The sequence below is a fragment of the Streptomyces sp. NBC_01232 genome, assembly GCF_035989885.1.
GTDB lineage: Bacteria > Actinomycetota > Actinomycetes > Streptomycetales > Streptomycetaceae > Streptomyces.
In genome coordinates this window covers 7,104,516-7,117,973 of the sequence record NZ_CP108518.1, presented here as the reverse complement: position 1 = coordinate 7,117,973, position 13,458 = coordinate 7,104,516, and the positions used below count along the sequence as shown (strand labels likewise).

The following is a 13,458-nucleotide window of genomic DNA, read 5'->3' as shown; positions in this document are numbered from 1 at the left end:
AGCATCGTTCAATGCCGTGGGGGCATGTCCCGTCAGCGCACCGGCTCCCGGACCGGTGCCTTGTGCCCGGCCTGCGCGATGAACGCGCGGGCGGCCCGGCTCAGCGGACGCCGTGCGTGGGCGATACCCACCGGGCGCAGCAACGGCGGTGTGAAGGAGCGAATTTCGGCCCGACTGCCGAAGGCCCGGAGCACCACGTCCCGGTACCAGATGAGCGAGCCGCGGCCGTCCGTCACACCCGTCACCCAGGCGAGGCGTTCATCGACCTCCAGGGTGGGGACGGGCCGTACCCCGAGGCAGCTGAACATGGCCTCCATCTCGGTGCGCCGGCCCGTCCCCGGCGTGGGCAGCACCATGGGCAGCCCGTCGAGCATGCGCAGGGGCATCGGGTGCGGCAGCCGGGAGCCGAGGGGGGAGATCAGCACCACCTCGCGCTCCTGGATGAAATGGGTGGAGAGCTCCTTGTCGATCGGCAGGTCGACCAGGGCCAGTTCCGAGCGCCCCTGGGTGACCTCCTCGGCCAGCGCCTCCCTGCTGCCGTGCTGCTGCAGCCGGACGTCGACGGTCGGATGCCGTCCGGTGAAGGCCGCGATCAGGTCGGTGGCCAGGTCAAGGGCGAGGGTGGGCGTGGTGGCGAGGGTCAGGACGGCCCGGGTGTCGCTGCCGTGCGGGGTCCCGATGTCGTCGATGGCCTCCACCGCGTTGAGCACGGTCCGGGCCAGGCGGACGACCCGGGCCCCCTCCGGCGTGAGGTCCACCCCCCTTCCCCGGCGGGCCAGGAGTTCGACGCCGAGATCGCGCTCCATCGCCTGGACGGCCCGGGACAGCGCGGACTGGGCGACGAAGACCGAGGCGGCGGCGCCGGTGATGGAGCGGCAGTCGGCGACGGCGACGAGGTAGCGGAGCTGCGCGAGGGTGGGGGTCATGACCGGACGGTAACCGCGTGGGGCTGTACCTGTAAGGGCTCGTCCGGTGAACAACTGACCGGGCCCGTGTGAGGGTCATGCCCGGTCGGCGGATCGGCATGCCGGTGCGGCATGTCCGCGAGGGCGCGGTCCGCCGGCCCGCGCCGCGGGGGCGGCCCGGCCGGGCGGGGAACACCGCAGGCCACGGGCTCGGCCGGGGTGTGTCGTGGCTCCGCCCGGGCCGGATTCCGCGTCCTCTGCGGACGTGGCCGGTGCGAAGCGCCGTATTCCGCATGGCTGTTGACAGTGCAGGGTGGCCACCGCACGATTCATCGCGGCATGCGGGTGTTCGACCACGGTTCGAGCCCGCCGTACCCGCGGCGGGTGCCCCGGCCGGTGCGCGTGACCGCCACACTCCCCCGTCCTCCGCCCTGCCCCGCACTGCCGTTGCACGGCTCGTCGGCTCGTCGGTTCCTCGGCTCGTCGGTTCCTCGGCCCGTCGGTTTTCGGGCCGTCGGATTTCGGCCCGGCCGTTCGCCTGCTCGTCCGTTCTTCCGTCCTGGACCGCGCCATGTCACACAGCATTGGAAGAGGAGCGCCCGTGACCCCCACGCACCCGCAGCCCGCCGCCATCCGTGATCTGGTCGTCGCGGTCAGTCCGTTCGAGGAGCCCCACCCGGCCGTCGTCACCGCCGCCGAGCGCGCCGGGTCCCTCGGGCTGCTCGACCTCGGCCGGGACGCCGACGCCGCACGGCGCGGTTTCGCGGAGCTGGGCCGCCGGCTCGCGGACGGCGCCCGGTACGGGGTGCGGGTGCCCGCCGACTGCCCGCTCGGGCCCGGCGGGCTGCCCGCCGCGGTGGACACCGTACTGCTCGCCGACCCCGCCGCCCATACCCCCGAGCGTGTGGCCGCATGGGCCGGGGCGGCCGGACGGCCCCGGGTGTGGGCCGAGGTCACCTGCGCGGCCGAGGCCCGCACCGCCGTGACCGCCGGGGCGGGCGCGCTCGTCGCCAAGGGCCACGAGGGCGGCGGCCGGGTGGGCTCGGCCACCACCTTCGTCCTGCTCCAGCAGCTCCTCGCCGACCCGGCGATCCGCGTACCCGTACGGGCCTGCGGCGGGATCGGGCCGCACACGGCGGCCGCGGCCGTCGCGGGCGGAGCGGCCGGGGTGCTGCTCGACGCGCAACTGGCCCTGACCACCGAGGGCGAGGCCGGACTGCCGACGGAAGTCGCAGCCGCACTGCGGGCGATGGACGGCTCCGAGACCCGGATCGCCGACGGGCACCGGGTCTTCGCACGCCCCGACCTGACACCGCCCGAGGGGCCCGCGCACACCCTGCTCGGCGCCCGAGGCCTACGGGCACAGCTGCTGCCCGTAGGCCAGGACGGGGCGGCCACGGCCCGGCTGGCCGCGCGGTACCGGACCACCGGCGGCGTTCTGCAGGCCGTACGCGCGGCCGTCGCCGGGCACCTGGAGGCTGCGGTACGCGCCCGGCCGCTCGCCCGGCCGCTGCCCGTCGCGCAGGGCCCGATGACCCGGGTGAGCGACCAGGCGGCCTTCGCCGCGGCGGTGGCCGCCGCGGGCGGGGTCCCGTACCTGGCGCTCGCGGTGATGGAGGGCCCGGACGTACGACGGCTGCTGGCGGAGACAGCCGAGCGGCTGGGCGACCTCCCGTGGGGCGTCGGGCTGCTCGGCTTCGCCCCTCCCGAGCTGCGGCAGGAGCAACTGGCGGCCGTGACCGCGGCCCGTCCGCCGTACGCGATCATCGCCGGCGGCACCCCGGCGCAGGCGGCCCCGCTGGAGGCGGCCGGGATCCGGACCCATCTGCACGTGCCCTCGCCCGGCCTGCTGGAGCGCTACCTCGCAGAGGGGGCACGGCGGTTCGTCTTCGAGGGGTTGGAGTGCGGCGGGCACGTCGGCCCGCGCGCCTCCTTCCCGCTCTGGGAGGAGCAGATCGAGCGGCTGCTCGCCTGCCCCGAACCGGAGTCCCTGGACCTGCTGTTCGCGGGCGGGATCCACGACGAACGGTCCGCCGCGATGGCGATGGCGGCCGCGGCCCCGCTGGCCGCCCGGGGAGCGCGGGTCGGCGTACTGATGGGCACCGCGTACCTGTTCACCGAGGAGGCGGTGGCGGCGGGCGCGGTCCTGCCGGGCTTCCAGCGGGCGGCGGTCGAATGCACGGACACCGTCCTGCTGCACACCGCGCCCGGGCACGCCACCCGGTGCGCGGCCACCCCGTACGCCGAGACGTTCGAGGCGACCCGGCGGCGGCTCGCCGAGAGCGGCATCGAGCCGCGCACGGCGTGGGAGGAGCTGGAGCGGCTGAATCTGGGGCGGCTGCGGATCGCCAGCAAGGGGCTGCGCAGAAGCGCCGACGGGAGCGCGCTGGAGCCGGTACCGGAGCAACAGCAGCAGACCGAAGGGCTGTTCATGCTCGGGCAGGCCGCCACCCTGCGCACGCGGACCACCACGATCGCCGCGCTGCACGCCCAGGTCACCGAGGGGGCCACCGCGCTGCTGGAGCGTCGGGCCCGCGAACTCGCCGGAGCCGGGCCGTCGACGGAGCACGCCGGGGCCCCGCAGTCGGCCGACCCGCTCGACATCGCGATCGTCGGAATGGCCTGCGCCTACCCGGGCGCCCCGGACCTCGCCGCCTACTGGGCCATGGTTCTCGCCGGGACGGACGCCGTCACCGAGGTGCCGGCCGAACGCTGGGACCCGGCACTCTACTACGACGCCGACCCGGCCAGGGCCGGTGAGCGCACCCCCTCCCGGTGGGGCGGCTTCCTCGGGCCGGTGCCCTTCGACGCCCTCGCGCACGGCATCCCGCCCGCCTCCCTCGCCGGGATCGAGCCCGTGCAGCTGCTGGCCCTGGAGATCTCGGCGCGGGCCCTCGGGGACGCCGGCTACGGCCAGGACCGCGCCTTCGACCGCTCGCGGACCTCGGTGGTCTTCGGCGCGGAGGCCGGTACGGAACTGGCGGGCGCCTACGGGCTGCGCGCCCTGCACCCCGCCTACCTGGGCGAGCTCCCGGCCGGGCTGGACGAGCAGTTGCCGCGCCTCACCGAGGACTCCTTCCCCGGGATCCTCGCCAACGTCATCGCCGGTCGGGTCGCCAACCGCCTCGACCTGGGCGGCGCGAACTGCACGGTCGACGCCGCCTGCGCCTCCTCGCTCGCCGCACTGGACCTCGCCTGCCGCCAGCTGCGCGACCACGACAGCGACATGGTGCTGTGCGGGGGCGCGGATGTGCACAACGGCATCAACGACTACCTGATGTTCGCCTCGGTCCGCGCCCTGTCGCCGGGCGGCCGCTGCCGGCCCTTCGACGCGGCCGCCGACGGGATCGCGCTCGGCGAGGGCGTGGGCGCGCTCGTCCTGAAGCGGCTCGCGGACGCGGAACGCGACGGCGACCGGGTGTACGCCGTGATCAAGGCGGTGGGCGCCGCCAGCGACGGCCGGTCCCTCGGCCTGACCGCGCCGCGGCCGGAAGGGCAGCGCCGGGCGCTGGAGCGCGCCTACGCCCGGGCCGGCATCGGGCCGGACGAGGTGGGCCTGATCGAGGCGCACGGTACCGGCACGGTGGTCGGGGACAGCACCGAACTGGCCGTGCTGAGCGAGCTGTTCACCGCGTCCGGGGCCGAGCCGGGGGCCTGCGCGCTGGGCTCCGTGAAATCGCAGCTCGGGCACACCAAGTGCGCGGCCGGGCTGGCCGGGCTGATCAAGGCGGCCCGTGCGGTCCACACGGGCGTGCGGCCACCGACCCTGCACATCGACACGCCCAATCCGGCCTGGCGGGCGGAGACCAGCCCCTTTTCCTTCGACGACGAGGCCCGGCCCTGGGCGGTGCCCGCGCAGCGGCGGATCGCCGGGGTGAGCGCCTTCGGCTTCGGCGGCACCAACTACCACGCGGTGCTGGCCGGTTACGGGGGCTCGGCGGAACCCCGGCACGGCGTGGAGGAGTGGCCGGCGGAGCTGTTCTGCTTCCGCGGCGAGGACCGGCGGGCGGCGGGCCGGGCGATGGCCCGGCTCGCGGCGCGCCTGGAGGAGAACGACGCGGCCGGGCGCCCCTGGCCCCTGCGGGACCTCGCGGCGGAGACGGCCGCGGGTTCCGGCCCGGTCCAGGTGGCGGTCGTGGCCGCCGACGCGGACGAGCTGGCGGCCCGGCTGGAGCGGGCCCGCGCCTTCACCCCGGGCGCGGGGGTCCACGTACGCGAGGAGGCGGCGGAGCCGGGCCGGGTCGCGTTCCTCTTCCCCGGCCAGGGCAGCCAACGCCCCGGCATGCTCGGTGAGCTGTTCACGGCGTTCCCCGCCCTGCGCCGGCTCCTGGACGAGGCCCCGCCCCGGGTGGTCTCGGCGATGTTCCCGCCGGCGGCCTTCACTGCCGGGGGCCGGGCGGCGCAACGGGCGGCGGTCACCGACACCCTGGTGGCACAGCCGGCCCTGGGTCTGGCCGGGGCGGCGGCGCACCTGCTGCTCGGCGAACTCGGCGTACGGCCGGACTGCGTGGCCGGGCACTCGTACGGAGAGCTCACCGCGCTGTGGGCGGCCGGGTCCTACGACACGCAGAGCCTGCTGCGGCTGAGCGCGCGCCGGGCCGAGGCGATCGTGGCGGCCGCCGGCGCGGATCCCGGGGCGATGGCGGCGGTGTCGGCCGCACCGGAGCAGGTACGGGAGATCGCGGACCGCGCCGGATGCGTGGTGGCGAACCACAACGCCCCCCGGCAGTGCGTGATCTCGGGCCCGACGGCGGCCGTCGAGACGGCGGTGGCGGCCCTGCGCGGGGCGGGCCTGGCGGCCGACCCCCTCCCCGTGGCCTGCGCCTTCCACAGCGAGGTGGTCGCGGGGGCGTCGCACACCCTCGCGGCAGAACTGGCGACGACGCCGATGTCGACGCCCCACACCCCGGTCTGGTCCAACACCACGGCGGACCGGTACCCGCCGACGGCCGAAGGGGTACGAAGCCTTGCCGCGCGCCAGGTCGCGGAGCCGGTCCGGTTCGTCGAGCAGGTGGAGGCCATGTACACGGCCGGTGTCCGGACCTTCGTGGAGACGGGCCCCGGCCGGGTCCTCTCGGGTCTGGTCGGCCGGATCCTGCACGGCCGGCCGCACACGGTGGTCCCGCTGGACGTGCCGGGCGAGCACGGCCTGGTCCGGCTGGTCACCGCGCTGGCGGAACTGATGGCGGCGGGCGTATCGGTGGAGCCGGAATCCCTCTTCCGCGGCCGGGCCTCGCGCCTCCCGGACCGCGCCCCGCGACGGCCCGGCTGGCTGGTGGACGGCCACCTGGTGCGCACCGCGGACGGCTCCCCGGTCCCGGGCGGCCTCCGCCCGGCCCGCCGGGTCCCGGCCGCGGACCCGGCCCCGGCTCCGGCTCCCGGCGGCAACGGGCGGCAGGACGCGGGAGCAGTGGCGCCCGGCTCCGACCGGCGCGAGGAAGCCGTACTGGAGTACCTCCGCGGAACCCGCGCCCTGATCGAGGCCCAACGGGACGTCCTCCTCGGCTACCTGGGCGCCGGGGCAGGGGCCGGGGCCGGCCACGGTCTCGACCGGGCCGGGAGCGTGCCGGGGCGATCCCCGCAGGGCACCGGACACACCCCCGCCGCAGCCTCGGACACCCCGTCGCATGCGGCGCCCTGGGAGTCCCACCGGCGCGCGCCCGGCCCCGGCACGACCCCACCCGCGGCCGCGGCCGCAGCCGCCGATCAAGCCGATCCCGGCACCGCACCGCAGGGCCCCCGCACCGCCGAGGAGGTCATGGAGGTCGTCCTGGAGATCGTCCACACCCGCACCGGATATCCCCGGGACATGCTCGACCCCGGGCTGGACCTGGAGGCGGACCTCTCCATCGACTCCATCAAGCGGGTGGAGATCATCGGAGCGCTCGCCGACCGCATCGGACTGCCCCAGGACCCGGGCGGCACCGCCGAGTCCGCGGTCGAGGAGCTGTCCCGGATCAAGACCCTGCGCGGAATCGTCGACTGGGTCACCTCCCGCACTCCCGACGCCCCCGCGCCCGCCCCCACCCCCGCATCCGCATCCGCATCCGCATCCGCACCCGATCCGCAGCCCGCGCCACCCCCCTTGAGCCGGCTCCGGGTGGACCTCCTCCCCCTCCCCGCCCCCGGCGGCTCCCCCGAAGCCCTGCGCGGCCGGCGCATCGGCCTCGTCGAGGACGGCCAGGGCATCGCCCTCGCCCTCGGGACCGCTCTGGAGGCCCTCGGTGCCGAGCCGACCGTCCTCCCCACCGCCGCGGCGGGCTTCGACGGCCTCGTCGACCTCTCCGCGCTGCGGACCACCTCCGAGCCCGTGCTGCCCGACGCCTTCCCGGGGCTGCGGGAGGCCCTGACGACCGGAACCCCGCGGCTGCTGCTCGTCACCGGGCCCGGCGCCCCCGGCGCCGGCCTGCACGGCTTCGCCCGCAGCGCCGCCCTCGAATTCCCCGGCACGCTGGTCCGGGCCGTGGACATCCAGCCCAAGGAGGACCCGGAACGCATCGCCGCGCAGCTCCTGGCGGAACTGAACAGCGGCAGCGACGACAGCGGTGGCAGCGACGCCCCCGCCTCCGTCGGATACACCGTCGAGGGCGCCCGCGTCACCCGCCGCCCGGTACCGGCACCCCTGCCGGCCCCCCTCGCGCCCGAAGGGCCGCCGCTGGACCGGAACTCGGTGGTCCTCCTCACCGGCGGGGCCCGCGGCATCACCGCCCGCACCGCGCTCGCACTGGCCCGCGCCACCGGATGCCACGTGGAACTCGTCGGCCGCACCCCCGAGCCGGATGCCGCGGCGGACGAGTTCGGGCAGGCCCAGGACCGGGTCGCGCTGCGTGCCGCCCTGATCGCCGCAGGGCTCCGTACGCCCGTGGAGATCGAGGCGGCGGCCTCGCGGATCCTCGCGGAGCGCGAGGTACGGGGCACCCTCGCCGCGCTCAGGACGACAGCGGCCTCCGTCCGGTACCACCGCGCGGACGTCACCGACGAGCGGGCCGTGCGGGCCGTCGTGGCCGACGTACGGGAGCGCCACGGCCGCCTCGACGGCATCGTGCACGGCGCCGGGGTGCTGCGGGACGGGCTCCTGCGCGACAAGCAACCGGCGGACTTCGCCGCGGTGTTCACCGCCAAGGTGGCCGGGGCCCGCCACCTGGCCGCCGCGGCCGCCGAGCACGGGACCTGGCCCGCGCCCCGCTTCCTGGCACTGTTCGGCAGCGTCGCCGGGGTGTACGGAAACCGGGGCCAGTGCGACTACGCCGCGGCCAACGACGCCCTCGACGGCCTCGCGCACGCCTGGGCGGAGTCCTTCCCCGGCCGGGTGCTGTCCGTCGACTGGGGCCCCTGGGCGGCGGAGGCCGGCGGGATGGTCACCCCCGAGCTGGAGCGCGCCTACGCCCGGCGCGGGATCCCGCTCATCGCGCCGGACGCGGGTACGGCCGCGTTCCTCGACGAGCTGGCGCACGGGAGCGACGTGCAGGTGGTCCTGATGGCGGAGGAGGGCCGGGGCGATGCGTGACGGACAGCGGAGCGGGCCCCGCCCGGCCGACGCCGCGATCGTCGGGATGGGCGCGGTGTTCCCGGGGGCCGCCGATCTGGCCGCCTACCGGCGCAACCTGCTCGCCGGTACGGACTCCATCGGCGAGGTCCCGCCGGGGCGTTGGGATCCCGAGGTGTACTACGACCCGCAGGGCGCCACCGGACCGGTGGCGGGCGACCGGTTCTACTGCCGGCGCGGCGGGTTCGTCGACGGTCTCGCCACCTTCGACCCGACCCGGTTCGGGATCATGCCGGCCGCCGCGGAGGGGGCCGAGCCGGACCAGATGCTGGCCCTGCACGCGACGGCCGAGGCGATCGCCGACGCGGGCGGCGAGGCCCGGCTGCCCGCCGACCGGTCGAGGATCGGGGTGGTCCTGGGCCGGGGCGGCTTCATGGGGGTGGCCACCGCCCGGCTCGACCAACGGGTGCGCACGGCACATCAGTTGGCGCAGACCTTGCGGGAGCTGGCGCCGGAGCTGGGCGAGGACAGGATCACGGCGGTGCGCACCGCGTTCCAGGACGCGCTCGGTCCCGAGCGGCCGGACGCCTCGATCGGGCTGGTGCCGAGCTTCACCGCCGCCCGGACCGCGAACCGGCTGGACTTCCGCGGTCCCGCCTACACCCTGGACGCGGCCTGCGCCTCATCCCTGCTGGCGGTGGACCAGGCGGTGGGGCTGCTGGCCGCCGGGCGCTGCGACGCGGTCGTCGCGGGGGCGGTCCACCACTGCCACATCGCGACGTTGTGGAGCGTGTTCACGCAGCTGCGGGCACTCAGCCCGAGCGAGCGGATCCGCCCCTTCGACCGCAGGGCCGACGGGACCCTGCTGTCCGAGGGCACCGGGGTGGTGCTGCTGAAGCGGCTGGCGGACGCGGAGCGCGACGGCGACCGCGTGTACGCGGTGATCCGCGGCACGGGAGTGGCCGGGGACGGCCGCGCGGCGAGCCTGATGAGCCCCCTGGTCGCGGGCCAGGTCCAGGCCCTGGAACGGGCCTGGCGGGAGGCCGGACTCGACCCGCGGGCACCGGGGGCACTGGGCCTGCTGGAGGCGCACGGCACGGGCACCCCGGTGGGGGACGCGGCCGAACTGGACACCCTGGCCCAGGTGTTCGGCGGCCCGGCGGCGGGGCGCGGGATGCCCGGGATCGGCTTCGGCTCGGTGAAGTCGATGCTCGGGCACACCATGCAGGCCTCGGGCATGGCCGGGCTGATCAAGGCCGCGCTCGCCGTGTACGAGGGGGTGCTGCCGCCGACGCTGCACCTGGAGGAGCCGCACCCGGACCTGGCCCGGACCAGGATGCGGCCGGTGAGCGCGGCGGAGCCGTGGGAGCGGGGCCCGCAGCCGCGCCGGGCCGGGGTCAACGCGTTCGGCTTCGGCGGGATCAACGCGCATGTGGTGCTGGAGGAGGCCCCGGGGGCCGCGCGTCCGGCGGTCACTGCGGCCCCCGCTCGGGCCCCGCTCCCGGTGCGGGCCCGCACCGGGAGCTCCGCGTCGGCCCCCGCTCCGGTCTCCGTCGCGGGCCGGGTGGCTCCGGTGCGTCGGTTCCTGCCGCTGGGGGGCCCTGCCGCGCCGGTGGGGCCGGCCGCGGGGGGCGACGTACTCCTGATCGGTGCGGACACTCCGGCGCAGATCTCGGCCCGGCTGGCGTGCGCCACCCCGGTGTCCGGCGGCGACGGGCCCTGCCGGCTCGCGGTGGTCGGGCCCACGCCCCAGCGGCTCGCGCTCGCCGCGAAGGCGGTGGCGCGCGGCCGGCCGTGGCGGGGGCGCGGGGACGTGTGGTTCACGCCGGAGCCGCTGGGCGGCCGGGTGGCGTTTCTTTTCCCGGGCCTGGAGCCGGAGTTCGCACCCGTTGCGGACGACGTGGCGGACCGGCTCGCGCTGGAGGCGCCCCGGCTCACCCGTGGCGCGTCGCTCATGGAGCGGGCCCTCGACGCGATCGCGACGGGCCGCTTCTTCGCCCGTGCCCTGCCCGAACTGGGCATCGAGGCCGATGTACTGGCGGGCCACAGTCTGGGCGAGTGGGCGGCGATGGTGGCCGCCGGCATGTACCCGCGGGAGGCGGCCGACACCTTCCTCGATTCGCTGCGTCCCAAGGACCTGCGGGTCCCGGATCTCGTGTACGCAGCGCTGGGCTGCGGTGCGGCGCGGGCGGAGGCCGCCCTCCACAGCCTGGACCGGGTGGTGGTCAGCCACGACAACTGCCCGCACCAGTCGGTGATCTGCGGGGATCCCGAGCAGGTCGCCGCGATCGTGGCGCGGTTGCGCGGCGAGGGGGTGCTCGGTCAGGAGCTGCCGTTCCGTTCGGGTTTCCACACTCCGATGTGGGAGCCGTACCTCGGCCAGGTCCGCGCCGCCTTCGACCGGCTGCCGCTGCGGCCCGGCGGGCTCCCCGTGTGGTCGGCCACCACGTGCGCGCCGTTCCCGGCGGCGTCGCAGGACGTCCGGGACCTGGTCGTACGGCACCTGCTGGAGCCGGTCCGCTTCCGCGAGCTGACGCTGCGGCTGTACGAGGACGAGGGCGTGCGCAGCTTCGTCACGCTGGGCCCGGGCGGTCTGCCGGGCTTCGTCGAGGACACCCTGCGCGAGCGACCCCACCTCTCGGTGTCCGCGTCCTCCCCGCGCCTGTCGGGCCTTGCGGCGCTGGGTCGCACCTGCGCGGCGCTGTGGGCCGAGGGGTACGCACCCCGGTGGGACCGGCTGGCCGGGGTACGGGCCGAGGCCGAACCCGAAGCCGAACCCGACGCCGTGGCCGAACCCGACGCCGCGGCCGGAGTGCGGGCCGCGCCGGCCCCGGTGCGCTCCGCCGGGCGCGGTGCACCGCTGGACCTCGGGTCCCCGCTGGTGCGGCTCGGCGAGCCGGCCCGGGCCGCGCTGGCCGGGCTCCTGGCACCGGCGCCGGGCCCGGGGCCCGCGCGGCCCGCCGGTCCCCGGCCGGTTCTGCTGTCCGCCCTGGACGCGGTGCTGGCCGACACCGGCTCGGCCGCCCGGGCCGTCACCGAGGCCTGGTCGAGGGGGGCAGACGAAGCACGTGGAGCGCGTGGAGCGGCGGCGCCGACGCCGGCACCGGCACCGGCACCGGAACCGGTCTCCGGGAGCCATGACCTGCGGCTGTCCCTCGCCTCGCTCCCCTACGTACGGGACCACTGCGTGTACCTCCAGCCCGACGGCTGGCCCGAGGACTCCGACCGGTTCCCCGTCGTGCCCATGACCACCATGCTGGAGCTGGCAGCCGAGGCCGCCCGGCGGCACGCCCCGCCCGGCCTCGCCGTCACCGGCTACGAGGACGTGCGGGCCCTGCGGTGGCTCGCGGTGGAGCCGGCCGTCGAGGTCAAGGTCACCGTCCGCGGTGACGGGCCCGGCCGGCTGCGGGTGGATCTCGGTGCGTACGCCTCCGTGGTCGTGCTGCTCGGTGAGCGGTACGGGGAGCCGCCCGTCCCCGACGACTCGCCCCTGCGCGACCCGGGCCCCGCCCCGGTCGGCGCGGCCGCCCTGTACCGGGACCGGTGGATGTTCCACGGCCCGCGCTTCGCCGGGGTCCACGAGGTGCGGTCCGTCGGCTCGGACGGCATCCGCGGGGTCCTGCGGGCCCTGCCCGACCCGGGCGCCCTGCTCGACGCCGCCGGGCAGCTGTTCGGGCACTGGATGCAACTGCGCCTGCCGGTGGACCGGCTGGTCTTCCCGGCCACCGTGGACCGCATCCGGTTCTACGGGCCCCCGCCCGCCGCGCGGGACCTGGTCACCGCCACGGCCCGGATCCGCGCGGTGCAGGACGTCACCGTGCGCGGCGACATCGAGCTGCGCGGGGCGGGCGGCGCCGTATGGGCCCGGATCGAGGGGTGGACGTACCGCCGGTTCGGGGCCGACGAGCGGGTGTGGCCGATGAAGTTCACCCCGGAGGTGTGCGGCATCGGCGAACCCCGGCCCGAGGGCTGGTGCCTGGCCCGGCGCCGCTGGAGCGATCCCGCCTCACAGGAACTGGTGATGCGGCGCTACCTCGGCGCCGCCGAACGCGCGGTCTACGAGCGGCTGTCGCCGCGCGCCCGGGCGCCCTGGCTGCTGGGCCGGATCGCGGCCAAGGACGCGCTGCGGCAGCTGCTCTGGGACGGCGGGGCCGGGCCGGTGTTCCCCGTGGAGGTGGCCGTCGGCAACGACCCGGCCGGGCGCCCGGTGGCCCGGTCCCCGCTGACCCGCGGCTTTCGGCTGTCGATCGCCCACAAGGACCGGATCGCGGTCGCCCTCGCCCACCGGGACCGGCCCGTCGGGATCGATGTGGAGCAGGTGACCGCCGACCCGGACGCGCTGATCCGGATCGCCCTCGGGTCGGCCGAGGTCCGCCTCGCCGAACGGCTGGCCGCCCAGGGGGGCACCGGGCTGCCCGCCGCGCTCACCGCCCTGTGGTGTGCCAAGGAGGCCGCGGCCAAGGCGGCCGGGAGCGGGCTCGGCGGCAGACCGCGGGACTGGCGGGTGGCCGCGGACCCGAATTCCGGCGGGCTGCTGGTGACCTCCCCGGAAGGGGACCCGTACCCGGTCCGCACCACGGCCCTCACCGGCGGCGGCCTCCTCCCCGGATCCGCTCTCGCCGGCACCGACACCGACACCGCGCCCTCGGACGCCGCACCCGACCACGTCGTCGCCTGGACCGCTCACCCCGCGGCGCCCACCCCCGGCCCCTCCCCCGTCCCCTTCCCCCTCACGGAGGCCCGTCATGCCAACTGACATCCTCGCCGAGATCACCGGAATGCTCGTGGAGATCGTCGGCGACGAGTACCTGCTCGCGGAGGAGGTCACGATGAAGACGACGTTCAACGAGGATCTCGCCCTGGAGAGCATCGAGTTCGTCGCCCTCGCCGAGCTCCTCCACCACCGCTACGGCGCCGAGGTGGACCTGATGGGCTTCCTCGCCGAGAAGGACATGGACGCCATCCTGGCCATGTCCGTCGGCGAGCTCGTCACCCACATCGGCCGGATCACGCACACCTCCCTGGCCCGGGCCGCGGCGGGGACCTCGCCCGCGTCGGCCGGCTGAG

General features: G+C 76.6%; 4 protein-coding genes. 3 read left to right on the top strand and 1 reads right to left on the bottom strand.

Annotated elements, in window-relative coordinates; translation table 11 throughout:
• Positions 1-32: 32 nt before the first annotated feature.
• The gene (locus OG444_RS32850; RefSeq protein WP_327265513.1) at positions 33-926 is read right to left on the bottom strand and encodes a LysR family transcriptional regulator; all 894 of its coding nucleotides are present in this window, start codon (positions 924-926) and stop codon (positions 33-35) included.
• Positions 927-1,506: 580 nt separating this feature from the next.
• Between OG444_RS32850 and OG444_RS32845 the strand changes: the two genes are divergently transcribed.
• The 3 genes from OG444_RS32845 to OG444_RS32835 are packed head-to-tail and all read left to right on the top strand — an operon-like array spanning position 1,507 to position 13,457.
• A complete protein-coding gene (locus OG444_RS32845; protein WP_327265512.1) occupies positions 1,507-8,412 on the top strand; it encodes an SDR family NAD(P)-dependent oxidoreductase in 6,906 nt (2,301 codons plus the stop codon).
• On the top strand, positions 8,405-13,147 hold the full coding sequence (locus OG444_RS32840; protein ID WP_327265511.1) for a polyketide synthase: 4,743 nt from the start codon (positions 8,405-8,407) through the stop codon (positions 13,145-13,147). The genes OG444_RS32845 and OG444_RS32840 overlap by 8 nt, the downstream gene beginning before the upstream one ends.
• Positions 13,137-13,457 carry an acyl carrier protein gene (locus OG444_RS32835; protein ID WP_327265510.1) on the top strand — a complete coding sequence of 107 codons (321 nt, stop codon included), beginning with the start codon at positions 13,137-13,139 and terminating at the stop codon, positions 13,455-13,457. Before OG444_RS32840 ends, OG444_RS32835 begins: the two co-directional genes overlap by 11 nt.
• Position 13,458: the final 1 nt, after the last annotated feature.

What these genes read in the sequence shown, in the direction of transcription:
- OG444_RS32850 (WP_327265513.1), bottom strand. Translation starts at nt 926, where the DNA reads ATGACCCCCACCCTCGCGCAGCTCCGCTACCTCGTCGCCGTCGCCGAC.
- OG444_RS32840 (WP_327265511.1), top strand. Translation starts at nt 8,405, where the DNA reads ATGCGTGACGGACAGCGGAGCGGGCCCCGCCCGGCCGACGCCGCGATC.
- OG444_RS32835 (WP_327265510.1), top strand. Translation starts at nt 13,137, where the DNA reads ATGCCAACTGACATCCTCGCCGAGATCACCGGAATGCTCGTGGAGATC.